General features: G+C 64.4%; 22 protein-coding genes and 4 tRNA genes. 19 read left to right on the top strand and 7 right to left on the bottom strand.

All coding sequences use genetic code 11. The annotated features are described in order from the left end of the window. The first annotated feature begins 151 nt into the window (after positions 1–151). The 4 genes from LNK82_RS46050 (at position 152) to LNK82_RS46035 (ending at position 6,363) form a co-directional block, all read left to right on the top strand. Complete coding sequence (locus tag LNK82_RS46050) at positions 152–1,228, top strand: LacI family DNA-binding transcriptional regulator (protein WP_230573133.1); 1,077 nt, start codon at positions 152–154, stop codon at positions 1,226–1,228. A gap of 198 nt (positions 1,229–1,426) precedes the next feature. After that, positions 1,427–2,224: a hypothetical protein gene (locus LNK82_RS46045; protein WP_230573132.1), complete on the top strand. Its 798-nt coding sequence runs from the start codon at positions 1,427–1,429 to the stop codon at positions 2,222–2,224. Between the two features lie 26 nt (positions 2,225–2,250). Then, the gene (locus LNK82_RS46040) at positions 2,251–5,583 is read left to right on the top strand and encodes an RHS repeat domain-containing protein (protein WP_230573131.1); all 3,333 of its coding nucleotides are present in this window, start codon (positions 2,251–2,253) and stop codon (positions 5,581–5,583) included. Positions 5,584–5,862: 279 nt separating this feature from the next. Next, entirely contained in the window at positions 5,863–6,363 is a 501-nt protein-coding gene (locus tag LNK82_RS46035) for a hypothetical protein (protein ID WP_230573130.1), read from the top strand. A gap of 664 nt (positions 6,364–7,027) precedes the next feature. Here LNK82_RS46035 and LNK82_RS46030 read toward each other — a convergent pair. Next, positions 7,028–7,237, bottom strand: coding sequence for a hypothetical protein (locus tag LNK82_RS46030; protein WP_230573129.1), 210 nt, complete (start codon positions 7,235–7,237; stop codon positions 7,028–7,030). Between the two features lie 202 nt (positions 7,238–7,439). Between LNK82_RS46030 and LNK82_RS46025 the strand changes: the two genes are divergently transcribed. Both LNK82_RS46025 and LNK82_RS46020 read left to right on the top strand, forming a co-directional pair. Then, on the top strand, positions 7,440–8,312 hold the full coding sequence (locus LNK82_RS46025) for an IS5 family transposase (RefSeq protein WP_230573128.1): 873 nt from the start codon (positions 7,440–7,442) through the stop codon (positions 8,310–8,312). Positions 8,313–8,450: 138 nt separating this feature from the next. Beyond that, complete coding sequence (locus LNK82_RS46020) at positions 8,451–8,984, top strand: site-specific integrase (RefSeq protein WP_230573127.1); 534 nt, start codon at positions 8,451–8,453, stop codon at positions 8,982–8,984. 14 nt (positions 8,985–8,998) lie between these two features. Here the strand turns inward: LNK82_RS46020 and LNK82_RS46015 are convergent. From LNK82_RS46015 to LNK82_RS46000, 4 genes are all read right to left on the bottom strand, one after another. Continuing rightward, positions 8,999–9,073, bottom strand: a tRNA-Val gene (locus LNK82_RS46015). A gap of 1 nt (position 9,074) precedes the next feature. After that, positions 9,075–9,146: transfer RNA gene (locus LNK82_RS46010), tRNA-Cys, on the bottom strand. Between the two features lie 58 nt (positions 9,147–9,204). Further along, a tRNA-Gly gene (locus LNK82_RS46005) sits at positions 9,205–9,277 on the bottom strand. Between the two features lie 144 nt (positions 9,278–9,421). Next, positions 9,422–9,847: an SsgA family sporulation/cell division regulator gene (locus tag LNK82_RS46000; RefSeq protein ID WP_073893954.1), complete on the bottom strand. Its 426-nt coding sequence runs from the start codon at positions 9,845–9,847 to the stop codon at positions 9,422–9,424. Positions 9,848–10,089: 242 nt separating this feature from the next. On the opposite strand from LNK82_RS46000, the gene LNK82_RS45995 reads away from it, so the two are divergent. From LNK82_RS45995 to LNK82_RS45980, 4 genes are all read left to right on the top strand, one after another. Then, entirely contained in the window at positions 10,090–10,737 is a 648-nt protein-coding gene (locus LNK82_RS45995) for an RNA polymerase sigma factor (RefSeq protein WP_230573126.1), read from the top strand. Beyond that, complete coding sequence (locus LNK82_RS45990) at positions 10,734–11,519, top strand: anti-sigma factor (RefSeq protein WP_230573125.1); 786 nt, start codon at positions 10,734–10,736, stop codon at positions 11,517–11,519. Before LNK82_RS45995 ends, LNK82_RS45990 begins: the two co-directional genes overlap by 4 nt. A 25-nt stretch (positions 11,520–11,544) precedes the next feature. Continuing rightward, on the top strand, positions 11,545–11,973 hold the full coding sequence (locus LNK82_RS45985; RefSeq protein ID WP_230573124.1) for a TIGR02611 family protein: 429 nt from the start codon (positions 11,545–11,547) through the stop codon (positions 11,971–11,973). Positions 11,974–12,022: 49 nt separating this feature from the next. Beyond that, positions 12,023–12,094: transfer RNA gene (locus tag LNK82_RS45980), tRNA-Val, on the top strand. A 117-nt stretch (positions 12,095–12,211) separates the two neighbouring features. Here LNK82_RS45980 and LNK82_RS45975 read toward each other — a convergent pair. Then, positions 12,212–13,207 carry a tyrosine-type recombinase/integrase gene (locus LNK82_RS45975; protein ID WP_230573123.1) on the bottom strand — a complete coding sequence of 332 codons (996 nt, stop codon included), beginning with the start codon at positions 13,205–13,207 and terminating at the stop codon, positions 12,212–12,214. Between the two features lie 219 nt (positions 13,208–13,426). Then, positions 13,427–13,822, bottom strand: coding sequence for a helix-turn-helix domain-containing protein (locus tag LNK82_RS45970; RefSeq protein ID WP_230573122.1), 396 nt, complete (start codon positions 13,820–13,822; stop codon positions 13,427–13,429). 462 nt (positions 13,823–14,284) lie between these two features. Between LNK82_RS45970 and LNK82_RS45965 the strand changes: the two genes are divergently transcribed. The 9 genes from LNK82_RS45965 to LNK82_RS45925 all read left to right on the top strand — a co-directional run bounded on the left by LNK82_RS45965 (position 14,285) and on the right by LNK82_RS45925 (position 25,770). Further along, positions 14,285–14,689 carry a hypothetical protein gene (locus tag LNK82_RS45965; RefSeq protein ID WP_230573121.1) on the top strand — a complete coding sequence of 135 codons (405 nt, stop codon included), beginning with the start codon at positions 14,285–14,287 and terminating at the stop codon, positions 14,687–14,689. Further along, positions 14,665–15,420 carry a hypothetical protein gene (locus LNK82_RS45960; RefSeq protein ID WP_230573120.1) on the top strand — a complete coding sequence of 252 codons (756 nt, stop codon included), beginning with the start codon at positions 14,665–14,667 and terminating at the stop codon, positions 15,418–15,420. The genes LNK82_RS45965 and LNK82_RS45960 overlap by 25 nt, the downstream gene beginning before the upstream one ends. A 1,044-nt stretch (positions 15,421–16,464) precedes the next feature. Further along, positions 16,465–17,367, top strand: coding sequence for a class I SAM-dependent DNA methyltransferase (locus LNK82_RS45955; protein ID WP_230573119.1), 903 nt, complete (start codon positions 16,465–16,467; stop codon positions 17,365–17,367). Between the two features lie 867 nt (positions 17,368–18,234). After that, positions 18,235–20,322: a recombinase family protein gene (locus tag LNK82_RS45950; RefSeq protein WP_230573118.1), complete on the top strand. Its 2,088-nt coding sequence runs from the start codon at positions 18,235–18,237 to the stop codon at positions 20,320–20,322. 269 nt (positions 20,323–20,591) lie between these two features. Beyond that, entirely contained in the window at positions 20,592–23,291 is a 2,700-nt protein-coding gene (locus LNK82_RS45945; protein WP_230573117.1) for an ATP-binding protein, read from the top strand. Positions 23,292–23,323: 32 nt separating this feature from the next. Then, positions 23,324–24,061: a hypothetical protein gene (locus LNK82_RS45940; RefSeq protein ID WP_230573116.1), complete on the top strand. Its 738-nt coding sequence runs from the start codon at positions 23,324–23,326 to the stop codon at positions 24,059–24,061. Between the two features lie 19 nt (positions 24,062–24,080). After that, a complete protein-coding gene (locus LNK82_RS45935; protein WP_230573115.1) occupies positions 24,081–24,488 on the top strand; it encodes a hypothetical protein in 408 nt (135 codons plus the stop codon). A gap of 674 nt (positions 24,489–25,162) precedes the next feature. Further along, positions 25,163–25,447, top strand: a complete 285-nt coding sequence (locus LNK82_RS45930) for an NAD(P)-dependent oxidoreductase (RefSeq protein WP_372470817.1) — start codon at positions 25,163–25,165, stop codon at positions 25,445–25,447. A 92-nt stretch (positions 25,448–25,539) separates the two neighbouring features. Then, positions 25,540–25,770 (top strand): lytic polysaccharide monooxygenase, encoded by a 231-nt coding sequence (locus LNK82_RS45925; protein WP_230573114.1) that lies wholly within the window; start codon positions 25,540–25,542, stop codon positions 25,768–25,770. The last annotated feature ends 1,058 nt before the right edge of the window (positions 25,771–26,828 follow it).

The raw sequence follows: 26,828 nt of genomic DNA, 5'->3' as shown, positions 1-26,828 counted from the left end.
CCTCGACGTTATCCGAACGAATCTGCGGTGGACCGCCAGCTCGAGGAGGAAAACGCATTCCGCCGTGAGTGGGCAGGTCACCCGCCAGATGACAACCCGCAAGCAGCCCGCCGCTTCGAACGCGCCGTTCGGCTCGGTGCACAATTCGGTCATGGCAGACGGTTCGGCGGCGCCTTCGCGGCGGCACGGGGATGCCGCGTCCGCGAAACGCCAGGCGACGCTGCACGACGTGGCGCGGACCGCGGGCGTCTCCCAGGCGACGGCGTCGCGCGTGCTCAACGGCAGCACCCGGATCGTCCGCCGGGAGAACGTCGCCCGGGTGCTCGCCGCGGCCGCCGAACTGGACTACACGCCGCACCTGTCCGCGCAGGCGATCGCGAGGGGGACGACGAACACCGTCGCGCTGGTCGTCGGCGGCGTCGACGACCCGTACTTCTCCTCCGTCGCGGGTGGGGTGATCGAGGCGGCGGAGGCCGCCGGGCTCGTCGTGTCCATGGCGGTCGCGGACCGCTCCGCCGAACGGGAACTCCAGATCGTCCGGACGCTGCGCGGCATGCGACCCCGCGCCATCATCCTGACCGGGAGCCGCATCGACGGCACTGACACGCGCGCCGCTCTCGTCGAGGAGCTGGACGCCTACCGGAGAGCGGGCGGCAGCGTCGTCCTGGTGAGCGGGCACGACCTGCCCTTCAGCACCGTCAGCATCGACAACTATGGGGGAGCGAGGCAGCTCGCCCGGGAGCTGGTGGGGCTGGGCTACCGGCGGTTCGCGGTCGTCCGCGCGCATGTCGCACTCCGGACGTCCCGCGACCGGTGCGAAGGCCTCATGGACGGCCTTCGCGAGCTCAACATCGGCGTCGAGGAGCGGTTCGTGGTCGAAGCCGAGTTCAGCCGCCGCGGCGGCCATGAGGCCGGCCGCCGACTCACCCAGCAGGGCCTGGGGGACACGGAACTCGTCGTCGCGGTCAACGACGTCATGGCGATCGGCGTGATGACCGCCTTCCGCGACGCCGGGCTCGTCCCCGGCCGGGACATCGCCGTGGCTGGCTTCGGCGACATCGGCCCGGCGGTGGACGTCGTCCCGGCGCTGACCTCCGTGACCGTGCCCCTGCGCCAGGTCGGCCTCTGCGCGGTGGAACTCGCGCTCACCGACGACGACGTCTCGCGGGTCGTACCGGTCTCCGCGAACGTCGTTTTGCGGGACAGCACACCCCGTCGACGACCTTGAGAGTCCTCCGCTGAACCATCGCCCCGACGAGTCCCGCACCACCGTCGAGAGCTCACCGCAGAGCCGGAGGAACAGGTCGTCCGCGCTGAATCGTGACGTCCTTCCACGAAAAGTGCGGCGGACGACGGCTGAAGGTGGAAACAGGATCTGTGCGGATAGAGTGGGATCACTGTCCCGCCGGTCACGTTCACCGGTCAGGTGTTCGACAATCGAGTGCAGGGCTACAACAACCTGCCCGCGCTCGTGCACTGGCGGATCACCAACATCGCCACCGAGACCGGCACGTCGATCAACGTCTTCTACAGCTCACGCGACTGCACGGCGTCCAGCGTGCCGACCGACCTGGCCTACAACGACCGCCGCTGCTACCCGGTCTACTGGACGCAGCCGTACAACGTCGACCCGACGCTGGACTTCTTCCACAAGTACGTCGTCGACCGCGTGGAAGTGCAGGACCTCACCGAGGTCTCACCGACCCAGGTCACCGCCTACACCTACCTCGGTACGCCTGCGTGGCACTACGACGACGTCGAGATCGTCAAGCCCGAACACCGCACTTACGGCCAGTTCCGCGGCTACGGCCGAGTGGAGGTGCGTACCGGCAACACAGGGCACACCGTCGACAGTGTCCACGACAAGCAGACGCTCACCCGCACGACCTACTTCCGCGGCATGGACGCCGACGTCATGCCCAACAACGGCCGCCGACCGGCCACGGTCCGCAACTCGCTCAACGAGGAGGTCACCGACCACCGCCAGTTCGCCGACACCGCCTTCGAGAAGGAGGTCTTCAACGGCGACAGCGTAAGCAGGATCTCCACGTCCATCACCGTGCCACAGGTCCTCGGCGCCACCGCGACCCGGCAACGCGCGAACCTGCCCGCACTGACCGCGGAGCTCACCGGCTTTTCCCGCAGTCGGACCATCACCGACCTCGCCGCCGGCGGCACCCGCACGATGACGAAGACACACCGGTACGACGCGCTGGCAGGCTGACCGCCCAGACGGAGTCCGGTGACGGAGTGCCCGACCTCTGCACGACGACCACCTATGCCGACAACACCACGACCTGGGTCCGTGACCGCGTGGCGGAAACGACGGTCTCCCAGCAGGTCTGCCCGTCGGAGGGGACGTCGCAGAGCGCCATCCTCAGCTCGACCCGCACCTACTACGACGGGAAGTCGGCTCTCGGAGAGGTCACCGCGGGCGACCCCACCCGGATCGACTCAGTTACGGCCAACGACAACGACCGGTTGACCTACGCGACGACGGCGACCGCGACCTTCGACGCCGCCGGTCGCTCCACCAGCTCGACCGATGCCCTCGGACGCACCACCCGCACGGCCTACACCCCGGCCGACGGCGGGGTGCTCACCAAGACCGTGACGACCAACGCCAAGAACCAGACCAGCACCGCCGAGTTCGAGCCTTCTCGCGGCAACACCACCGTCAGCCTCGACGTCGGATCACGACGCACCGACGCCACCTACGACCCGCTGGGCAGGCTGACCGCGGTCTGGAAACCGAGCCAAAGCAAGGGCTTCGACCCGGCGACCACGACCTACGACTACCTGCTCCGCGCCGACGGCCCACTCGCCGTCACCAGCAAGACCTTCGTCGACTACCGGACAGGCACCAACTACGTCACGAAGGTCGACCTGTACGACGCCTTCGGTCAGCTCCGCCAGACCCAAGCGGACGCGCTCGACGGCGGCCGCGTCGTCACCGACCTGTCCTACGACACCCACGGCCGAGTCAGGCACACCAGCAGCGGCTTTCTCACCAACGGCAGCCCGAGTACAACCCTGATCGGGGTCGACTACAAGTCGGTCAACAACCGCACGGTCACCGAGTACGACGGCGCGGGACGCACAGTGCTGGAAACGGCGTACAAGGGCGTGACCCGGACTTGGGCGACCAAGACCGTCCACGGCGGCGACCGCGTCACCGTCATCCCACCGCAGGGCGGGACCACGACCACCGCCATCACCGACGCCCGAGGCCGCGAGACCGAGGTGCGGAAATACACCACGCTGCCCACGGTCAACGGCGCCGTCGTGTCCGGAGGCACCTACCAAACCAACGTCACCGAATACACCGCACTCGGACAGCGCAAGAAGCTCACCAACCCGGTCGGCAACCAGTGGGCCTACACCTACGACCTGCTCGGCCGTGAGATCAGCCAGACCGACCCCGACCGCGGCACCTCCACCACCACCTATGACCTGGCAGGGCAGATCACCAGCACCAAGGACGCGCGCGGCAGGACGCTGGCCTACAAGTACGACGAGCTGGGCCGGAAGACCGCCCAGCACGCCGACTCGATCAACGGGACCCTTCTCGCGTCGTGGCTGTACGACGGGGCGCAGAACGGCGTCGGCCTGCCCTGGTACTCCACCCGGCACACACCCGAGGGCAAATACCTCTCCGGTGTCAGCGCATACACCGGAGCGGGCTGGGTCGGCAAAACGATCGTCCAGATCCCGGCGGCCGAGACCGGGCTCAACGCCCTCTACACCACCACCTACGGCTACACGAGGACCGGCCAGGTCACCCAGATCCAACAGCCGACCGCCGGTGGACTGCCCGGTGAGGCCATCGGCGTCACCTACAACAAGTACGGCAAGCCGGTGACAACCGCGGGCTACAACGCCTACGTCACGGACTCGATTTACACCCCATACGGCGAAGCCCGCCAGTTCACCCTCGGCCCGTCGAACAACACCGCCAAGCTCACCTACGACTACGACGCGCAAACCCGCCGCCTCACCCAGACCAAGCTGTCGGCACAACAAGCCGAGCCGGACATCGACGACACCCGCTACACCTACGACGCCGTCGGCAACGTCACCAAGACCGTCAACATCCAGGGAACCGCGCCGCGCGCACTGGTCCGCACCCAGTGCTACTCCTACGACGCCCTGCGCCGGCTGGACAACGCCTGGACCGCCACCGACGACTGCGCAGCCACCCCGTCCACCACCCCGGGCAACGTCAACATCGGCGGCCCCACCCCGTACTGGACGACGTGGAGCTTCTCGACCGGTGGCCTGCGCGACACGCAGACGCAGCACGCCCTGCCCGGCTCCACCGGCGACACCGTCACAAACTACGACTACCCGACCGACGGCAGCCCACAACCACACACGCTCACGAGCGCCACTACCATCGGCCCCGCGGGCCAGACAGTGTCGACCTACAAGTACGACCCGGCCGGTAACACCACCGACCGCATCCTGCCCACCGGCGAACACATCCTCAAATGGGACCACGAGAACCGACTGGAGACGGTCACCTCACCCAACGGGCCAACGACCTACGCCTATGACGCCGACGGCAACCAACTCATCCGGCGCGACCCTGACAAGACCACTCTCTACCTGCCGGGCCAGGAACTGACCCGCGACAACACCACCGGAACCCTCGTCGGCACCCGCTACTACACCCACAACGGCACCACCATCGCCGTCAGGGTCGGCAACACCAACCCCACCTACCTCGTCTCCGACCTGCACAACACCAGCGCCGTCGCGGTCGAGTCGGTCGGCTTCGCCATCAGCCGCCGCACCATTGACCCCTACGGCAACCCACTCGGCCAGGTCGAAGGCCGCCCCTGGCCCGACCGCCACGGCTTCCTCGACAAACCGGTCAGCGAAACCACCGGCCTCACCGACATCGGCGCCCGTAAATACGACGCCACCACCGGCCGTTTCATCAGCGTCGACCCCATCCTCGACCTCACCGACTCCCAACAATGGACCGGCTACACCTACGCCGGCAACAACCCCACCACCTACAGCGACCCCACCGGCCTCATCGCGCAATGCGGCATCGACGGCGCGGGATGCGGTGCGAAGAACTACGACAAATGCTGCGGCCCCAGCAGTGACGATGTACCATTTTTCAGTTCGGAGGTAGCAGACGGACTTGTCCTGACCTATGACCGCAACGCCAATACTTACTACATCAACGACGTCTTCCTGCCTTCCACCGCCCCGGATCTCGGCAAGCTACTGCATGAGGCTAAAAAAGACATGCAGAACATGCCGTATCGCAAGGATGACGACACCGGACTTTTGCTCGCCGAAGAGGTTTACACACTCCTCGAACGGTCTTGCAACTGGATCGGGAGGGAGTGCTCGGCCTCCTTCATTGTAGACCTCGTGTTGGCGCGACCTGATGTCGGCATGGGAACCGACGCGGCGATCTCGATGCTCGCCGCGATCGGCGGCGGCGGGGCCATAGGAAAGCTGAACAAGGGCAGCGGGAGACAGCCGCCCGCAGCGGAAAACTATCGAGGACGCTTTCAGGTCGCATTGCAAGCGGGAGGTAAGCCCCGACTTCCAAACAATTGAGACGCTCATCATGCCATACCCAGCATGTATCGGAACCATCCCGAGTTCAGAGACTTCGATTTCGATGCGCCAAGTAACATCAGAGGCGTCCAAGGTAGTCGCATACCAGGCCCTAAGACCAATCATCACCAGCACATCACCGATCGCTGGAACAAGTTCGCGCGCGACAATCCGAACGCAAACAGGGGCCAAATAGAGCAGTTCGCACGTAGGATCGACGAGGAGTTCTCGGGTTTCTTCTGGTATCATTGATCGAAAAAGAACTAAGGGGCGTTTGAGGTGGACTTGGAGGCGTGGCTTGGACGAATGGGGCCACTGGTCGAGCGGTTCGAGTCGGAGTTCGAGCAGGTTTACGGCTACGAGGCAGAGGGTAATCGGGTCGAACCTGTCCGAGATGGACCGGTTGGCGCGCTCGATGATCTTCCAGTGGACCTGGTTGAGTTCTATACCGCAGTTCGGGAAGTGCAGCTACCCGATTTGAACAATGGTTATTTTATTCATCCAGTCGACTTCGTTCTCAACTCGCGCGAGCACGGCACCCCTATGTATGCTCCGGAGATTGTCGACGGACGAATTTACGTGTTCGGAAGTGATGGCGGCGGCGGGCTTTTCGCTATTCCGAGTTCAGGATCCCCGGTATATCTGCTGTCGTCAGGGCCTGTAAATGAAAATGTCTACCAATCCATGGGTGCTCCGCCGGAAGAGGTCTCGAAAGACATTGAAGGCTTTCTTTACTTCCTTGAATCGACATTGAAGCGTGTGGTCGATGAATACTATTGAGTTAGACGTGTTCGGTTGCTACATGGCGGCGTAGCGGATGTGCGGTGCCCGGAAGTAGTTGCGGACAATGTGCCGTTGGCGTCGGCGCTAGAAGCGGGCTGCTGCAGCGGCACACTCGCAGCACCGTGGGCGTCTGGGCGTTGCGCGTCGCACCGGTCGCCTACTACGTGTTCGACCTGCTGCTCCTAGACGGCTGATCGACACAGCACCTGCCCTATCACGAGCGGCGGGCGATGCTCACCGCGCTGCGGCTGCCGTGATCACCCGATCCAGGTCCCGCCGAGCGCGCGGTGCTCGTCGGCGAGGTCGAGTTCCGCCAGGATCTGCCACACGGGGAGGCTGCGATTCGAATGCAGATAACCTCGAGGGGGTCAGCTTCAGCTTCGCGGCTCAGTTCGATGGGTGCGCGGCCACGCCTGGGGAGCGCAGCACCATCGGCTTAGACGTGCTGCGACACGCAGGCTCTCTCGCTCGTCCAGGGACTGCGCCAGCTCTCTCTGGCACTCGTTCGGGTGAATCCGGCAGCATGGCAGTAACGGTCTGCTCCCGATTGTCGACCTACTTGTCACCCGGACGGTCCAGAGGTGACGCGATGACGGACGAACCCATTGCTGCCGAACTTCGCCTAATCGGCGCGATCAGGTCGGGCGAAGCGGTTGACCACTCAGCTGCTCACGAAACCATTCGTGCGTTGAAGGTGCAGGCGATCCTGCTCGGCCGTCTCGGTGATCCCCGTACGTTGGTTCTTCGGGACATGCGGATCACAGGCACCCTCGACCTCGAAGCCGCGTCGGTACAGTTCCCTGTCGAGTTCGTCGACTGCAGCTTCGTCGACGCTCCTATCGTCGAGCAGGCGACGCTGTTCAGCCTTCACTTGACGCGGTGTCAGCTCCCGGGACTCTTCGCCGCGCAGGTGAGGGTTGCGAACAACTTTGGGATGAACGGTTGCGTGTGTGAGTGGCCGTTTCTGAGCTTGGGCCGGCGGAGGCCTTTTGGTGCGCGGACGAGGGAACTCCTGGTAGATCGGACGTTGTCGAAGCGCCGCTCTGCCAGGAGTTCCGTTGTTATCGTGCCCGATGCCCGCGGGCGGTTCCACCGCGGGTGCCCTCTGCTGCCGCCTGTCCGCCTCCCACCGGCCCACCGAACGGACGGCCCGGTATCCCACCGACGTCACCGATGCCCAGTGGGCCGAGCTCGACCCGCTGTTGCCCGATCCGGCGTGTCTGGCGGGTCGGGGCGGGCGGTGGGAGAAGCACTGCCGTCGCCTGATCGTGGACGCGATTGGCTACGTGGTGGACAACGGGATCAAGTGGCGGGCTTTGCCGGCGGACTTCCCGCCGTGGCAGACGGTCTACAAGCGTTTCGCCGCCTGGGAGAAGGTCGGCGCGTCGCAGCGGCTGCTCGACGCGTTGCGCGACCGCGTCCGCCTGGCGGAAGGCCGGGCAGCGGCACCGTCGGCGGCGGTCATGGACTCGCAGTCGGTGCGCGCGGCCGCCACCGTCGGCCGGGCCACACGGGGCTGGGACGGCGGGAAGAAGGTCGCCGGCCGCAAGCGCCACATCGTCGTGGACACCCTGGGGCTGTTGTTGGCGGTGCTGGTGACGCCGGCCTCGACGCAGGACCGGGTCGCCGCCCGCAGCCTGTTGCGGCGCCTGCGCGATATCGCCGGCGGGCGGGTGTCGTTGGTGTGGGCCGACGGCGGCTACACCGGCTCCCTGCTCGACTGGGCGCGGAAGACCCTTCGCCTGGCGGTGGGGATCGTGCAACGCCCGCAGGTGCCGTACTTCACCGTGCTGCCCAGAAGGTGGGTGGTCGAACGAAGTCTTGCCTGGATCACCGGACACCGCCGCCGCGTCCGCGACTACGAACGACTTCCGCACCACCACGAGGCCATGGTCCGCTGGTCCATGATCCGCATCACCAGCCGCCGACTCACCCGACATCAGTAGCTCGGAAACAGCTACTCACACGAGCGCCCCACCTCAAGGCCAGATGTGGGACACGTCACGCGTCGTACGAAAGGCAAGAGGGGGAGGACGAAGACGCCGGCGGGAACAAGGCCCATCGTGTTGCCGCCGAGCATCGCCGTGTTCTACGAGACGTTGCTCGACAGCCGTCTCGGGTCGTTCGTCTTCACCTCACCGGACGGCACGCTGCTGCGTCGGAGTAACTTCCGGCAGCGGTTCTGGCGGCCGGCGTGGGATGGGCGCAAGCCTGACCAGCCGGGTGCCCCTGGTCACACTTCGGCGATCCTGCCGTGGATCACCTTCCACGAGGGCAGGCACACCCACGCGACGTGGATGGTCGAGGACGGTGTGCCGCAGGTCGCACGCCGGGCGAGGCTCGGGCAGAAGATGAAGGGCATCGCCAGGGTGTACGACCATGTGACGAGCGTCATGAAGGCTCAGTTGATCAACGGTCTCGAAGCCCGGTGGCGCGGGTCCCTGCTGGCGCTGCGGGACGACGAGCTGGCCACAATCATCGGATGGTTCCCCCACCTGCGGGCCACCGTCGCGGACCTACGAGCACTACCGTCCGGGCACCCCATCGCCATTTCATCGCCATTGATCTTGCTTGGAACTCAAGAAGCCCGGCCTCAAGATCGAGGACCGGGCTTCTGACCTGCGTTTATAGATGGTGGACGATACTGGGATTGAACCAGTGACCCCTACCGTGTCAAGGTAGTGCTCTCCCGCTGAGCTAATCGTCCGAGGCGGAGACGGGAATCGAACCCGTGTACAGGGCTTTGCAGGCCCTTGCCTAAGCCACTCGGCCACTCCGCCGTGATTCCTGAAGGCTAGCACCCAGGAGTCAGGCCTGAGCCCAAGGGGCCCTCTGCCGAGCGGATGACGAGACTCGAACTCGCGACCCTCACCTTGGCAAGGTGATGCGCTACCAACTGCGCTACATCCGCATGCCCCGTGGATTACTTGGAACTTTCCCTTTTGGGGCTTGTCGTTCCGGTCTTCCTCGGTGCGAGAGGAACTTTATTACATGCACCGCAGCGGGATCAAATCGGGGGGTCCCTGACCTCCTCGCAGGCCCGCTACCTGCGCTTTTACGTCAGATCGTTGGAGATCAGGTGGGTCAGGGCCTCGTCGACGTCGACCCACAGGTGCTCGTTCCCGGGCACGACGACGTCGTAGGTCCGGTCGAGGAAGTCGGCGAGTTCCTGCGCCGAGGCCTCGAACATGGCGTGGCCGGACGGCGAGCTCAGTTCGATCACCACGACCTCGGGGTCGTCGGCGGCCGGGCGGATTCGGACGTCGCCGTCCCCCGCGTCGGCGATCAGGCCGTCGGCGAGCAGGTCGCGGGCGAAGACCCACTCCACCCAGCCGGCACGGCCGGTTCGGAACGCGGCAACTACCGCGTACGGGTCTTTCGTGTCATAGCGAAGCTCCACCTGCACCGGGACGGCCGGGGTCCTCGGCGCCAGCAGGTCGAAGACCGCTGTTGAGCGGAGTGTCACGTGGTCATTGCGCATCGTCGTTACCCTCTTCTCCCTTCCCGGCCAATGGAACGACCGAGTTCTCTACTTGTGACGTATATGTGGCGAGGAACGCTCGACTCTTGGTGGTTTATCACCCGATTGGGGTCATGCAACTCCACTGGGCTACCACCTCGATGCGTTCCGTGTCCACTGGGTCAGGCTGCTCCCATCTTGCTGGGTTTAACCTGAACCCGGTACCGGCTGTTGCGCGAATGTTGGACGTGAGGACCTCTCTGGTGGCTGACTCACCCCCGCCGCGACACGACCCGGACCTGCGACGTCCCACCGACGTGGAACTCGCCGCACGGGTGACGGTGGGTGACCGCACGGCGTTCGGTGAACTCTACGACCGGTACGGGAAACCGGCGTATTCGCTCGCCCGGAGGATCTGTGTCGACCCGGGCCTGGCCGAGGACGTCGTCCAGGAGGCGTTCCTGGCCCTCTGGCGCAATCCCGCGGCCTACGACCGCTCACGCGGCGGGTTCGGCACCTGGCTGATGACCGTGGTGCACCACCGCGCGGTTGACGCGGTCCGTCGCGAGAACACCCAGCGTAGACGAAGTGTCCCCTTGGCCGACGAGGTCTCTGAGCGCAACGTCACACCGGCGGAAGGCGCGGATCACGCCGCGTTGACCGCTGTGGTGGGCGCCGAGGTGCGTGAGGCGCTGCAACGGCTTCCCGAAGACCAGAGGCAAGTGCTCACGCTGGCCTACCTGGGCGGTTACACGCAGATCGAGGTCGCGGCGTTGACCGGCATACCCCTCGGCACGGTGAAATCGCGCACGTTCGCCGCCATCCGCGGGCTGCGCACGGCACTGCGCTCGGTGTGGGCGGCCGAGACCGGCGGCGACGCGCCGGGCACGACGACGGGAGCACAACGGTGACCGGGGAGCAGAACGACGACCGGTGCCCTGAGGAGGAGCTCGCGGTCGGATACGCGATGCACGCGCTCGAGCCGGGCGAGGAAGCGCTGGTGAGGGCCCACGTGCTGGGATGCGGGCGGTGCCAGGAGTCGGTCCGCGCCACGCAGGAGGTGACGGCCGCGTTGGGCGGGTCGGTCCGCCAGTACGACCCGCCCGAACGCCTGCGAACGCGTCTGATGGATGCGATCGAGCACACACCCCAGGTGCAGGTGGACGAGCCGGTTCCACTGGGATCACGGCGACGTGACCGGCCCGGTGGATGGGGGCGCAAGCTGCTCCTGGCCGCGGCGGCGTTGGTCGTGGTGGCCGGGATCGGTGTCGCGGGGGTGCGGTTCGGCCAGCTGAACGAACGGGTCGCGGAGCAGGACGTGCGGGCCGGGCAGATGGAGCGCGCGCTGCGGATCGCGGCCGACCCGGATGCGACCCGGGCCGTGCTGCAGGACGAGTCGGGCGACGCGGTGGCCGTGCTGCTGTCAGCCGACGACGCCGCCGCGATCGTGCCGACGGATTTGCCGTCCAACGACGTGACGCGGCAGATCTACGTGGTGTGGGGGACCGGCACGCCGGAGCCTGTGGCGTTGGCCACATTCGATGTCACGGCGAGTGATGCGGACGTGCGACTTCTGGCGTGGTCGCCCGACGCGCACGGGCACAAAGGCTTCGGGATCTCGTTGGAAGAGGGCCGCACGGCGCCCGCGCGGCCATCGAGCGTGTTGGCATCGGGCCAGGTAGGCCCCGCGTGAGCGGCGAATGAGCGATGATGTGGGCATGGGCACAGAACAGCGCGAAGACACCGACAAGGGCACCCAGCACCTCCGCTGGTTCCGCCGCAACCCCGCGCTGAACATGACCTACCGCATCGGTGTCGGTGTGGTGGGCGGCTTGGTGCTGGTCGCGGGCGTGCTGATGATCCCGTACCCCGGACCGGGCTGGCTGGTCGTCTTCGCCGGCCTGGCGATCCTGGCCACCGAGTTCGAGTGGGCGGGCCGCGTGCTGCGGTTCGCCAAGCGCTACTACGACGCGTGGGTCGCGTGGTTGCGGCGGCAGAACCTCTTGGTGAAGGGGCTCGTGCTGGCCGGCACCGGCCTCGTGGTGGTCGTGACGTGCTGGCTGCTCGGTGTGTTCGCGCTGGTAGGCGGCTGGTTCGGACTCGAGTGGACGTGGTTGGAGAGCCCGATTTTTGGTTCGCGGGGATGATGTTGTAAGCTATGGCCACACCGCGAGAGCGGGTGTGAGAACCGAATACGGGCGTTTAGCTCAGCGGGAGAGCGCTTCGTTCACACCGAAGAGGTCACTGGTTCGATCCCAGTATCGCCCACAGTGTGTTTTACCTGGTCAATGGCCTGCAGACGATCACTGTCTGTGGGCCATTGATCGTTTCGGGGAGCAGTTGGGGAGCAAACGATCTTGACCACAACCGTATTTGCGAAGGTGGTCATGGGTTCGTGCTCCCCGTTTGCTCCCGGGTTTGCTCCCAGCGGTGTTGGAGTGCGGCGAGCATGGCGTCGATCATGGGTTGGGTGACGTGGGAGTAGACGCCCATGACGCCGTGGAACTTGTGGCCGATCCTTTTGTGTTGCAGGACTTCGGGGACGCGGTCCTCGATGAGCCAGGTTTTGTGGGTGTGGCGTAGGTCGTGGAAGTGCATGTCGGGGTTGATCCGTGGTCGGCCGGTGGCGGTGTCGCCGCGCAGGGCGGGTAGCCAGACGCGGCGGCGGAAGTTGGACCGTCGGTGGAAGCCGCCGTCGGTTCCGGTGAACACGAACCGGGCGGTGGGGTGGCGGTCGTGGTGGTCCTCGAGCAGGTCGGCCAGGAACTCGGGTAGGTGCACGGTGCGGACGCTGGCGGGTGTCTTGGGTGGTCCGAGGGTGAGTTTGCCTCCGACCTCGTGGAGGGCGCCGTCGTGTGCGTCGACGCGGATCTCCCGGTTGGCCGTGTCGACGCGTGTCCATTGCAGTCCGGTCAGTTCACCCCAGCGCAGGCCCGTGTAGGCGCCGGTGACGATCAGGGCGGCGTTGTCGGGGGACACGCGGGCGGCCAGGCCGGCGATCTGGGCGGTGGTGGCGTGGGGTCGTTCGGGTTGGTCACCGGTGGTGAGGCGGAGTTTGCGGCAGGGGTTGGCGCCGATCATGCCTTCGTCGACGGCTTCGCCCATGATCCGCGACAGCAGGTTGACCACGTCGGCGACGCTGCGCTCGCCCAGCGATCGTCGCAGTTGTTTGGCCCAGATCTTGACCACCATCCGCGACAGGTCGCCCAGCTCGGTGTCGGCGAAGCGGGGCAGGATGTGGTTGCGCAGATGGGAGTCGTAGGTCGCCCACGTCACTGCGCTGACGTCGTGGGCCTGCACCCACTCCTGCACCCAGTCGCCGAACCGGGTCTGCCCCAGCCGGGGATCGACGAACCGTCCCCGTCGCTGATCGGACTCCACGTCCTTCGCCCGGTCTCGGCCTCCTCGCGCGTGTCGAACCCGTTCTCGGTGAACAACGATCCGTCCGGCAACCGGTAGCGCACCCGGTACCCGTCACCGCGTTTCTCCGCCCAGGCCATGGCAGTCTCCTCTGGCTCTTCGTCGGGATATCGGTCCGTCGTGGACGACGGCCGACGGACAGTGACGCTCTATACCCGTTGTGACGCAAGCGAACTGTGTTCAGCCCTGTCGCCGCCGCGAATACGGACCGTGTGCCTCCGGCCGGGACATGGCGTTGCGACGAGCGGAGCGGGATCCGCGGTGGACGATGGAGCGCAGGTCGGCGTCGGAGAACCGCAGATGCTTGCCCAGGAAGGTGCACGGGATCTCGCCGCGCCCGGCCATGCGGCGCAACCAGGACTCTCGCACCGACAACACTCGCGCCGCCTGCGCCGGGGTGTGCAACAGCCGCCCGCCGTCCGCTGCCTCCGGAAGTTTCGGAGCGGCCGCGTCGGAGTCGGTCGTCGCCTGCCCGTCGACGGGGTCGGCGGCCGATCCGAACGCCCGGCCGGGGACTGTGTTCGCCATGAGGACCTCCGGTGGGAAAGCGGTGCCGCGGTACGGCGCCGTCAGCACCCCTCAACTCCGCCGAAAGGCCTCAAAAGCAACACAGCTGCTCCGAGTTTCTTCGACTTGACCGATCCGGAGACCCGGACGGCCTGGGGCACCCCGTCCGGTTCGGGTACGTCTACTTCTTCGCGACGAGGCGCTGGTGCCGGCGCAGGAGCGTTCCCGGTGCCACCAGTCGGGGAAATCGGCGCCAACGCCGCGAGCCGCGCGCGATCGGCCCAGCCCAACCGCGGATGAGGACCGGCTCGGCGCAGCACGCCGACTCGTGTCGCAGCACCAGCGGTTCGACGTTGAGAGGGCCTATGGGGACGCGTCACGTCATCCGGCTATCGTCGATGACTGTAATATCTTCAGTGTCAACTTAAACAAGTGTTCGATGGAGAAATCACAGCTCCACGGTGTGGTCGAAACGAGCAGTGCGGAGACCATCCCGCATCGGAGAGGCTTTGTGCCTGGGAAGATGCGGGGATGGGTTCGCGCTTCGACAGTGTCGACTACCGGTTGCGGTGGCCGCGGTGGTTGTTCGTCAGGGAGGCGTCGCGGCTGCTCAACAACCGCGATCACCGCAAGTGGAACGAGGCATGCGAACTCCTGCTCGAAGACGCCTTCGCGGACGGAGCCGACAGCGGACCCGTCAACGAGTTCCGTGACCTGCCCGCCCGACCCTTCGGCGACGATCCGGGGGGAACGCGGAAGATGACTCAGGCACCCCTGTCGTCCGAGCACAAGTTCCTGCGCACCCTGATGCAGAACGCTGAACGCTTCCCCGAGTCCCGTACGCACCGCAGGCCCTACTGGACCGAACGCAGAACCGGGATGGTCAAGTCTCCCTGGCACGTGCTGCGACCGTGCGGCAGTTCGTGGCCCTGGTGAACGAGCTGGACGCACGGGGCTACTTTGAGAAGAGCTTCGGCAAGGACTGTGTCGACGACTCCAGGGAGATCCACCCGTCCGAGATCATCGAGCGGGAAAGCGGAGCGCGGACCGCGTGGCCGCTCGACTCCGACCAGCTCACCCAGGACGAGGACCTGTTCTTCGTCCTCGTCGAGGTCCTGCACGACCTCGCGGCACGTCCGCAGACCCGCGAGATGCACCCCTACGCCGGATGCGGCTGGCATCACGGCCAGTACTCCGTCGAGACCGGCGGCGCCGTCTACCGCTGGCGCGTGAACCGACTGCTCGAACGCAGCGATGTGCACCTGCGCCTGGCCGACGACGGCGAGGACGTCGGCCGCCTGGTCGCCATGACCGACGACGCCCGCACCGAGCTGATGCACTCCACGCTCGACCGCCAGGAAGGAGAAGTGACGGACCAGCTCCGGCACGCCATCGCCCTGTTCCGTGCCCGCGGCGCCGACAAGCACCAGAAACGCTCCGCAGTGGTCGTGCTGTGCAACGTGCTCGAGGAACGACGCAAGCTCATCCGCGACGAGCTGCTCGGCAAGGACGAGGACGCACTGTTCCAGATCGCCAACAAGTTCAACCTGCGACACCAGAACGAGGCTCAACGAGCCGACTACGATCCGGCTTTCCTCGACTGGATTTTCTGGTGGTACCTGGCCACGATCGAACTGACCGACCGCATCGCGGCGCGATCCATATAGCTCGCGATCCATCGACCGCTCATGTGAGCGCTTAACTGGGGGTCAAGGGGTCGCAGGTTCAAATCCTGTCGTCCCGACGGTCTGAAGAAGCCCGCTGGACCTGGACATTTTCCCAGGTCGGCGGGCTTTTTCGTGCGCTGGTGTCGATCTTTATTCGGTCACGGAACGGTAACTTTGCGATCTTGGTGAACGCTGTTTAGGAGCGAAATCAGGAGCGGGTCGCTCCAGATCTTTGACCAACGCCAAATGGGGTCGTCCCGAACGGGTGAATCCGCCCAACCTGCGCCAAACATCACCCGTTGGCGTGAACTGGCGTCACCGTGCGCCGAGCGTGCTGAACCCGCTCCGACCTGCCCATATGGTCTCCATCTCGCTTTAATCGACGCGTTCGGACGCAGAGCGGCGATCACCGTGCCGCTGATCGCTGGCGTATGGACGGCACGGTGCCGGAGCGGGCCGCGCTACGGCGCATCGACTCGATCGACGCGACCGCGGTGGCCCAGGGGCGAACTGTCGACGACGTCCGCGTCGCCGAGTGGGCAAGGGCTATGCGGCGATGCCCTGGCCGGGTGCGCAGGTTCGAATCCCCGGCGGGAGCACCAAAGGATGGGAACAGGGCCGACCAGCGGTTTTGCACCGGCAGCCTAGTGGTCGAGAGCCGGTTCGAGCTGATTCCGCTTGTTGAAGCGGGTTCGCGGAATCCCTGATCCGACTCGGCGAACTGTGCCTCAGTCGTCTGAAGCCGTAGACCTTACCGCTCGTCGCTGCCACCGCCCGCCGTCGCGGCGAGATCACCGGCCCGGCAACTGCGGGCTTTGCGGCGGACTCGGCGGCCCACGACGCACGAAACCACTGGACCGGCGAGTCAGTAGCATCCAGGCGCGGCAGTACGGGTGCAGCAGACCGCGGTGCGCGATCGGCCGCCTCGCGGCAACAGCGCCACCGGCGTCGAGCCAGCGATCGCGAACCCCGGAAGCGGGCTCGTAGCGGGCTACTCGTCCGTAATGATGTCAGCCGTCCGCTGCGAGCGATAGCGTTGACCGGGTGATCACGGCTGAGATGAAGCGCAAGATCGACCAGGTATGGAGCTCGTTCTGGGCGGCGGGCATCTCGAATCCGCTGGAGGTAATCGAGCAGATCACCTATCTGGTCCACCTTCGCCGGCTAGAGGAGCTGTACCCAGGCACCGACGGTTCGGCGCAGCCCTTGATCTATCAAGGGGCGACTGAGCGCCTACGGTGGTCGAAGCTCACCAACGAGGCCCCGCAGCGCATGCTCGCGCTCATTTGCGATGACGTTGTCGCATGGCTGCGGGATCTCAGTTATCGGTTTCCGGATCACTTCAGTCAGTTCAAAAGCGTGCGGTTCACGATCACTACGCCAAGCTTGCTGATGAAGGTAGTCGAGTTTGTCAACGACATCGCCGTCAGTGAGGCGGGCACCGCTGGCGCTGTCTACGAGCATCTGCTCGGCAAGATGGATGGGAGCTCGGGAGACCTCCGCACGCCACGCGACATCGTCGAGCTGCTGGTGCAAATAACGAGACCCGGCAGAGCTGACGACATCTGCGACCCCTTCTGCGGTACAGGAGAGCTTTTGCTGGCCGCCAGACAGTTCGTTGAACGATCGGGTGTGGGAGGGGCGTCGCCCGAAGGTGTCTTCCGAGGATTCAGCGCGCATTCTGAACTTCTACCCATCGCGGAGATGAACCTGGCCCTGCACGGCGTAGCGCGGCCGGATCTCCGGTCGGTCGACCCGTTGAGCAGGGATGCCGACGACTTGGGCGAGTACTCATTGATCCTGGCCAACCCACCTTTCGGTGGGCACTACGACTACGACCGGCTCTCTGACGAGGTTTGCTCGACCTGCATCAAGCTAGTCCGTCGATCACATGTGCAGATTGCCGTCGCCGAAGTAGACGTCGATGGCTACGGACTCGACGGCTGATGTCCGGCAATGGGCTCATTGGATGGATCCTCCTCGAGGAGTGCCTGTGAGGACCGACCTGTCCTCGCAGCCTTGAGCATTCGGCAAAACTGCAGGTGAGGCACGCTGCAGCCTGAGGTCCGGACGTACCGGGGCACACAGCGTTGGAACGCATCGAGGCAGATGAGGTCGTAACAGAGTTGCAACGGGATTGGCCATCCTGTCGGCCGAAAGAGTGAACGACGGACCTTGCCTTCGTTACCGTTAAATGCGGTTTCGCTGACTGAGCTGCGACTTGTGAGTAAGCCTCGCGAAATGGCATGAGGCTCGTATGGACAGGGTCCACGCTCTTACGAGGGTTCGACACGTTGACGGCTGCGCAGGCGGAAACGCGTGAAGGCTGATGCCTTACTACGTCTTCGCAGGACTCCTCTGGGCTAAACGGGTGATGCTTCCGGGAGTGGATCCGCTGGCGGGTTCTCTCGTCGTGGAGTGTCGGTGCTGGGCGCTACGCTCGATTCGTTCCTGCTCGGATGGCGTACGGGGAGTGTGCTGTCGTTGAACAGAAGCGGTGTCACAAGGTGGCCGACGCTCGTCGCTTACAGTTCGCGACGCTTCGGTACCCATGCGGTCGTGGGCTGGGCCGATTCGACATGCGGATGGGGCTGCAAGTTCGACGTCCACATCGCTTGTGGCTTAGTCCCGGTTGCACTGGGGGATGTGCGGTTCACGGTTCGTGACGCCTGAGGTCGACGGGTTGTCGGGATACCGGTACGTGGGCGATCGGTTGGTGTGGCAGGCCGGACACCCTGTTCCGCGTTCGAGTCGCGGTGTCCTACTGACGTGTTGGTTGTCTCTGGTCGTGGTCTCGGGAACGAGGTGGGCTGGGTGTCGTTGGACGATGCGGAGTCTGTTGCGTGGCCGGTGTTGTTCCAGAAGCCGGAGCGTTTGGGATGGAGGTTCAGCGACCGCACCGCGCACAGGAGAGAGTTCGGCGAGCAGCGGCCGCGTTGGGCCGGAGAGGCGGCACGGCCTGAGGGCAGCGGGATCCGGGCCGCGCTGGTGCCGATGGTCTGTCGGTATCTCGGTGGGGTACGAGCACCGGCGGACGATCACGGCAACCCGCTCGCCCGTCAACTGGAGCGGGTGGAGCTCGACGCTAGTCGTCGCAGCCACGGCGCCCGACTGATCGCCGGCGGCGTGTTCGTCCTGATGCTGTCGGGCGGGTTCTTCTCGTGGCTGGTGTCGGCGATTTCGACCTGGTTCCACGACGGGCCGGGGTTGCCGTTCGGGCCGACCATGCTGTGGTCGGCGGGTGCAGCCGCCCTTGGGAGTGCGGCGGTCTGGTGGACATGGGCCGGTGCCGTCCGGGCGCTCAAGGGAGTGGTACGTCGCTCGTGGCGGTTGTCCTACCAGCGGCACGAGCAGGACGTGAGGGAGTGGGAGGCGCGGCGGCAGCGGTTCGAGGACCACGAGCGTGCCCGGATGGCCGATATCTCGGACTGGACCTCAACGGAGCTGTCTCCCGGCGTGAAGCGTGTGAGCGTCATCGGGGACAACACCGATGGAGCCGAGGCGCTGCTGACCGTGCTGGGCGCGTCGATCCTCGCTGAAGGTCGTTCCCTGACCGTGCTGGACCTGACCGGGGACATCGTGGTGGGCGAGCTCGTGCGCGGGGCAGTGGACACGGGATACCAGGCGGCGTTCCGGCTACTGCCCACCGAACTGGCGCACGTCGACCTGCTGACCGGGATGAGCACCGAGCAAGTGGTCCGGCTTCTGGTCGAAGCACGACACGGTGGCCAGGAGAAACCCGATCTGGTCGGGCGGGGGGTCGACGAGCGGATCCTGACCCAAGTCCTCGCCTTGATCGCCCCCGGCGGCCTGTCGATGGGCCGTATCGCCGCGGCGCTGCGGATGGCCATGCGCGCAAGGATCCGCGACACCGACAACTCGTTGCTGTCGCAAGAGGAGCGCGAGGCGCTACGCAGAGGGCTGACGGACGAGTACCGGCGGCACGTTTCACCGCACCTGGCGAATCTGGAGGCCATGGTCGGCCCCCTCTCGGCGATGGGCACCGGTGAGGTGGACGAGTTGGAGGGCCAGTTGAGGGTGCTGTCGATGTCCAGCGACTGGACCAGCGCCCAGATCGACTTCCTCGGTGACCTGCTCGTCGGCTGGGCCGCCCGCCAGGTCATTGACAACACCGCATCCATTCCCACCCTCGTGGTCACCGCCGCCGACCGCCTAGCCACCCGCCACCTCGACCGCTTGTCGCAGCTGTGCGAACGAAGGGGGATACGCCTGGTGGTGCTCTTCCGGAGGTTCGACGAGACGACGGCCAGGATGGTCGGCCGCGGCTCGGTGGCCTTCATGCGCCTCGACGACCCACAACAGGCAACTCGTGCGGCGGACTTCATCGGCCGGGAGTACACGTTCACGGTCTCACAGATGAGCACCACCCTCGGCGGCCAACACACCCACTCGGTCGCCAACACCGTGAGCCACTCCGACAGCGACGGCCGATCCACCACGGAGAGCGTCAACGAGTCGCGCAGCCGAGGCAAGAACCGGGGTGCCCAGTCGTCGACGAACGTGCCCAAGACCAAGAACACCTCGCGCACCAAGGGGTGGAGCGACGCGGACACTCAGTCCTGGAACAGGACCCGCAGCTGGGGCACCACGGTCTCGAACGCGACCACCGACAGCTGGTCGGACTCGGAGACCCGGCAGCGCGTGCACGAGCACCGCGTCGACCCCGAAGTGATCAAGAACCTGCCCGACTACGCGATGCTGCTGGTGGAATCGACTATTGACGGCACTCCCAGGATAGTCCGCTCCGTCGAGCTCAATCCCGAGATCGCAGTTCTGGAAGCTCAACCCGCTGGGACACGCGGCGGCCTCCAGAACGTCGAGGCGCTCTCGTACCCCGGGGACGACGATCCGACCGGCCCGATCAGGTGGAGGCGCCAGTGACCATCGACATCGGCAATCCCGTTCCCGGGGCAGGGCCTGGGTGGAACCCGTTGGCATGGCTCGGCTCGACCACCTCCCTATGCCGGATTCAGGAGGTGTACAAACCCTCGGCGCCTGGTAGGTCGTCGGGGGCAGCTGTGCCACAGCGTGATCGACTAAACGCGCGATACCCCGCAGTCGTGGCTGCCTACCACCAACGACTTGCCAGCCGGGAACCACTAGTACTCACCTGGTGCCGGCGCACAATCGGAGCCCCGGTCACGATCGCGGTGTCCACCAGCACCGCCGGACACGACTACCCGGCCGCACTGGTCTTCCCACCCGGCACCCGCGGCCGCCCGCTCACACCAAGCAGCGTCCGCGACGACCTGGACTCACTGCCATGGTGGGTTCCGGTCGCCGGAGTCGTGGACGCTCTCGTCCCCACCCTTCACCCTGACCAAGCACACAGTACGACGGAAGCCTTGCCGGGTCTGGAGGAGAGCCTACTGTCCGCCTGGCACGGCCCATTCGCCTGGCTCCTGCTCGCCGAACCCGTGACACGCGAAGACATGAACCGTGAAGCGGCTTCGCTGGCCGACCTGGAAAGCGACGCACGCGACCGTTCATCCAACCCCGAAGAGTTGGCGACCGCAGAACGACTCGCCCGCCGCTACCGGGAAGTCAGCGCCGGCCACTCCACCGGTCTATGGCGGGTACGACTACTCGCCGGAGGAATCGACGAACCCTCGGCCGCGGCGGTCGCCGGACTGCTTGTGGCCGGACAGGACTTCCGCGGCACCCCGTACGCCCTCGTCCCACACAAACCCGTCCGCGGGCTGGCGCAGGCCCTCGACGCCACGGTGGCAGATGAAGGTGTGACCCAGGTGCCATTCCTGGCCGACCCGCGCCTCCTCACTACCCTCAGCCAGGTCCCATCCACCGAGATTCCCGGCATCCGACTCATCGAGCGCTCCACCTTCGACGTCACCCCGGAAACCACCGACGACACCGAAACCATCCTGCTCGGACAGGTGCTCGACCACGACAACCTCCCCGCCGGGGAACTCCGCATCGGCTACGACACCCTCAACCGCCACACCTTCGTCTGCGGCGCCACCGGCTCCGGCAAATCACAAACCGTCCGCCACATCCTCGAACAACTCGCACGAGCGCCACGCCCCATCCCCTGGCTAGTCATCGAACCGGCCAAAGCCGAATACGCAGGCATGGCCGGACGCCTCCACGACCTCACGCCACCCGTCCTCGCCATCCGTCCCGGCGACCCGAATGCCATCCCCGTCAGCCTCAACCCCCTCGAACCCGAACCCGGCTTCCCCCTCCAAACCCACATCGATCTCATCCGAGCTCTCTTCCTTGCCGCCTTCGACGCTGACGAGCCTTTTCCGCAAGTCCTCAGTCACGCCCTGGACCGCGCCTACCGCGACCTCGGCTGGGACCTCGCTCTTGGCACATCCCGATATCCCGGAATCACTCCACGATTTCCTACCCTCGTCGAACTCCGTGACATCGCCCTCGACGTCGTCGAGAACATTGGCTATAGCAGGGAGATCACCGACAACGTCCGCGGTTTTATCGACGTTCGCCTCGGCAGCCTCACGCTCGGCACTCCCGGCCGCTTCTTCCATGGCGGTCACCCCCTCGATTTGGCTGGAATCCTCAACCGCAACACTGTCCTCGAACTCGAGGACATCGGCAATGATCAAGACCAAGCTTTTTTTATCGGTGCATTTTTGATTCGTATCAACGAGTACCTTCGTCAACGCCACCAGCAGCGCAGGCAAGGTCGAGTCGACTTTGCGACTCAGGGCAACTCGGACGACAGTGCGGAATATATACGTCACATTACCGTGATCGAAGAAGCTCACCGTCTGCTCAAGAAGGTTGAACCGGGTAGCCAATCCGCATACGCGGTTGAGCTCTTCGCAACGCTCCTTGCCGAAGTTCGCGCCTATGGTGAAGGAATTGTCGTCGCTGAGCAGGTTCCCTCCAAGATTGCTCCCGATGTGCTCAAGAACTCCGCTCTCAAGATCGTGCACCGCCTACCGGCTGCCGATGATCGCGTGATGGTCGGCGCCACCATGAATCTCAGTGACGAGCAGTCGCGCTACGTCGTAGCGCTTCCACCCGGACAAGCTGCTGTATTCGCCAGTGGTATGGATCATCCTGTTTTAGGCAGAATGCCATTGGGTGATGACTTTGAATCTATCCGTGGCGTCGATCGCGACCCGGGCATCGTGGCAACCTTCAGCCCTGCCTGTCCTGTCGAATGTTTTTCTCGCCCATGCACCCGCGTGCAGATTGGCCTAGTAGAACGTTTCATCGATATTGAACCTCGGCTAGTGCTGTGGATCGAACTCACAACCATTGCATTTTTAATCGGCCATCCGAAGCCCAGCCCTGACCGTGAATGGCTCGAACACCTGAAAACGCTGCGTGATCGGCGAATTTTGACCTGCGCCATAGGGAAGCTCGTTCAGGTGGCCGTCGATGCCCGCTACTCGGGAATTGTAAAATACTATCAGCCGGCAGAACTTGCTGCGCACTTAGGGGCGGTATGTCGAAGTATCCTGGCTGGGACAGTATCGCCTGGTAGTATCGTTCCCGAAACATACTGGCAGGTTGGTAGATATCGATGGTACGACGTGGTCGCTGCCCTCGAGAAAGTCAAGGATTCACCTAATCCGCATCCCGATACCGAGGAATGGCGGGAACGAGGGCTTCACCTCCCGAGGGTGTCATGTCGGGGGCAACTGGAAGTGCTAGGTCAGCATCCCGACATAATCCAAGAATCCATGTCAACCTACCGGGGAGGTCGTTCGACTCACACCTACTATGAGTTGGCCGCTGCCAAGCTCGATCCAGATCCTGACCCGATAACCCGTCTAGCCCGCGCGGCTAGTTACCTCAACCTCGATTGGGATTTTAGGACTATTCTATATCCTGACTTGATGACGGGGTCGATATGAACGATATGGTTCGAGAGCCCATAGAAAAGTCCATGGATAGCGTTGCGAGGGCTGTTGTCGATGGCCGGGGTAATTCGATGCGTCCGGCGGTCGGCGAATCAGGGCATGTGGTGTCTGCTCCTTTACAGCAGATTATGGAGATCGCGCGGAAGCGACGCGAAGCAGACGACTTGCCCAAGGCTCCTGTGGGCGACGTTGCGAGGGCTGTTGTCGATGGCCGGGGTAATTCGATGCGTCCGGCGGTCGGCGAATCAGGGCATGTGGTGTCTGCTCCTTTACAGCAGATTATGGAGATCGCGCGGAAGCGACGCGAAGCAGAGAATCCGGTAGACTATCAATCGAATGAGGATGGGAGTGGTGAGGAGCGCTCGCGCGTCGGCGTCGAACGGCCGTTCGAACGTACGTACGAGTTATCTCCGCATACAGCGCCAGAAGCCTATTTGCGTGCGGTCGCGAAAAGTTACCGGATAAATCTGAGAGGGGGTGGGCAAGACATCGCAGTGATGTTCGACCCAATGGTTAAACCCGGCGCGTACGGCAGGACGCTGGAAGCCGAAGAGGGTAAAGTTATAAGGGTAGGGCCGTATGCATTAAGCGGCGGGGACGCCGCAGTAGCTAATACGATTGCTCACGAGCTAAAGCACGCCAGGTATTTGATTCGAAACGGCGATTTTACGGGCGAGAGTCATGGCGATACTAACTCGGTAGCGGATGGCACGCCGTATGGATCAGGTAATGCGCTTGAGCAATGGATTAAAGGACTCAGATGAATATGGGAGTGGGAGTGTAATGAGCACCTCGAAATGGCGCGTTGTGCCTTCTGATTTGGTGGCACAATGGCTGGAAGTTTTTGACGCAGCATGGAGTCAGTCGAGTGTTCGAGTCGGCGGTGTATGTCCAAATTGTCACGAACGAGCCCTTCATCATTTTTATATTCGGCACAAAATGTTGAATGAGTGGCAATCTTCTTCTACGTTCGAGGGTGAACGTGAAGGTGTGCACAGGCAGAAAGATGCGGCAGATTCAATCGAATGGTGTGCGCATTGTAATATTTACAACTACGTCAAAGATCAGGGCGCTCCTCCTCGGTGGCCGGAGACGTTTGTAGGCGTAGAAAATGGAGGCAACCATACCGTAGCCAGTGTGATCGATGCGGTAATGAATCACATTGTCAAGTATGGCGATTTTCGCCCCTAAATTTGAGATGTGATTTAATCGAAAGCATCCCGAGGTTCCGGCGAGGGCGTTGGCGGGTTCGGCCGCTCTCGGCGTCACGGTCGACGATGTGGTGTCCCGCTCCGGTCGTACTACCGCGTGCCCGCCCCGGCCTCGCGCGCTGGCGATGCCGCGCGAATGTGGCCGCCGTCGGCGTCTGCGAGATGCCGCTGTCGGCACACTGGATCTGCTCTGGTGGTCTAGCCGTCGCAGCTCGACTTGCCGTACAACCTTGTCGTCCGGCAGTCACTGGTATCCTCTTTGGCGATCGCGTGGTCGCCGACGCTTGCCCGGCGAGGAGGAGAGGGCACCGCCCAGAGCGGCAACACCATCGTCGTCAGATCGGTCATCGACACTGTGCTTGCCGAAAATGTCGTCTGTGCAGGTCAGGCAGCGTGGTGATACTCGTTCAGGATGCCGCCCAGCCGTTGCCGTCTGCGGATGTCGAGGTGGGTGAGGGTCGCCTGATCGGTGACTGGCTGTGGCAGTGGTTGTAGTGGTCGGGCGTTGTCGATGTCCTGGTGGGGCCGGTGGGTGTTGTAGAACCGCTCGTACTCGTGCAGCGCGTGGAGCAGGTGCTGCTGATTCCAGATCAGCGTCCGGTCGAGAAGCCCGATGACACGTACAAACTTGTTGACGCGGGATTTCTGTCAGCAATGGATGACGGCGCATTGCTAGTCAATGCCGGTCGCGGTCAGATTGTCGACGCAGTAGCGCTTGTAAACGAGTTGCAGACCGGCCGCTTGCGTGCGGCGTTGGACGTGACGGACCCTGAACCGCTGCCTTCTGGTCACCCGCTTTGGAAGTGTCCAGGCGTGATCATCAGCCCACACTCGGCACGGACGGTTCCAGGCACTAACCGACTTTGCTACACGGTCGCCGCTGAGCAGATTAGGATATTCACCGCCGGGGGTACGCCCTCGAACGCCGCGCGGGGGTAATGGGTGCTACTTCTACGTGAGCGGCAGCGTTGCCTGCTTCTCGGCAGCGGTAAAGGCCGTAACACCCGTAGCTGTGGCGGTCAGGTTTACGGGTGACCCGAAAGATCTACATCACCAAGCAGGGCTTCGACCCCACGAGCTCCATGATCGGCTGGAACGACCTGGACCTCGTCAAGCAGACCGGCCGGTACGGCTCCCAGTTCGAGTACAAGACCGACGTGTCCACCTCCGGCTACAGCGGACGACACGTCCTCGTCACGATCTGGAAGGCGTCGCACATGGACCAGAAGTACTTCCTGTGCAGTGACATCGACTTCGGCTGATTTCTGCAACGGCACCGTCCCGCGACGAGCGGGGCGGTGCCGCCATCGTCAAGGATCCGCACGACGTGCGTCCGCCGTAGAGCCGGTCGCACCGTCGGTGACAGCTCACAAGGTGCCAAAAGTCGGCTTCGCAGCTCTGGTCTGCGGGTTGCGACGCCGCAGCTTTGACTGTTGATCAAGCGGTGTCGATGCTGCGGCTGTCGCAGCTACGGCCGTACTGCGCTTGAAGACGACTTCGGTCACTTGATTTATGCACAGGCGTTCGACGCCTGCTGCGGTCGACACAGACCCGTCAGGGGAGGAAAATGGGAGGAAATTGGGAGAAGTCAAGGTAGGGCAACAGGATCGAGCTGTGCTCAAGTGCATCCAGCTGCACCGTCGCGACCTGCCGATTCGACGTCTCCGCAGGTCAGGCGATGATCCGGCCCACCTGGGGGTCAAGGGGTCGCAGGTTCAAATCCTGTCGTCCCGACGGTCTGAAGAAGCTCGCTCGATCTGGATGAAAGCCCAGGTCAGCGGGCTTTTTCGTATGCTCGATTCGATCTTGAAGTGACCGTCCACAATGGTTTGTACTGGTCGGTAACCATGCGCTTGGGAGGATTTTGGGAGGATCGGTTTGCACAGGGCCAAATGGGGTCGCGTTGGCCAAAGCGAATCATGTCCTCCATCCGGGTGTTCTTCCTGGCCGTGGTCGGCGCCGTGCGGCGGCGTTGCTCGGACCGTCCTGGCTGGTGATCTCATGGATCGTGTACACGGCACCTGACGCGCTGGGCGGGTACGCGGTGGTTGGAGCGTGGACGTTCTTCGCGCAGCGGTCGTCTGGGCGGTGTTCCGGCGACATGTCCGATGCTGGGCAGGATTGTATGGGCGGGCCGGGTCACGCTGACGAGCCGTTGAACTGCGGGATCGTGGCGTCGCGGGCGGCCTCGATTATTGAGCCGAAAGTGTTCGGTTGCCTACATGATGGCGTAGCGGACGTGTGGGGCTTGGAAGTAGCCGCGGACGATGTGCGGTTGGCGTTGGCGGCGGTGCAGGAATCGGCGGGTCTCGTGGGCGAG

Source organism: Saccharothrix luteola (genome assembly GCF_020859565.1).
GTDB classification, from domain to species: Bacteria; Actinomycetota; Actinomycetes; order Mycobacteriales; family Pseudonocardiaceae; genus Actinosynnema; species Actinosynnema luteola.
This window is presented reverse-complemented; position numbering and strand designations above follow the sequence as displayed.

Excerpts from the sequence above, each read along its gene's own strand:
- LNK82_RS46050 (WP_230573133.1), top strand. The coding sequence starts at position 152 with ATGGCAGACGGTTCGGCGGCGCCTTCGCGGCGGCACGGGGATGCCGCG.
- LNK82_RS46025 (WP_230573128.1), top strand. The coding sequence starts at position 7,440 with ATGCCCGCGGGCGGTTCCACCGCGGGTGCCCTCTGCTGCCGCCTGTCC.
- LNK82_RS46000 (WP_073893954.1), bottom strand. The coding sequence starts at position 9,847 with ATGCGCAATGACCACGTGACACTCCGCTCAACAGCGGTCTTCGACCTG.
- LNK82_RS45985 (WP_230573124.1), top strand. The coding sequence starts at position 11,545 with ATGGGCACAGAACAGCGCGAAGACACCGACAAGGGCACCCAGCACCTC.
- LNK82_RS45965 (WP_230573121.1), top strand. The coding sequence starts at position 14,285 with ATGGGTTCGCGCTTCGACAGTGTCGACTACCGGTTGCGGTGGCCGCGG.
- LNK82_RS45940 (WP_230573116.1), top strand. The coding sequence starts at position 23,324 with ATGGATAGCGTTGCGAGGGCTGTTGTCGATGGCCGGGGTAATTCGATG.
- LNK82_RS45935 (WP_230573115.1), top strand. The coding sequence starts at position 24,081 with ATGAGCACCTCGAAATGGCGCGTTGTGCCTTCTGATTTGGTGGCACAA.
- LNK82_RS45930 (WP_372470817.1), top strand. The coding sequence starts at position 25,163 with ATGGATGACGGCGCATTGCTAGTCAATGCCGGTCGCGGTCAGATTGTC.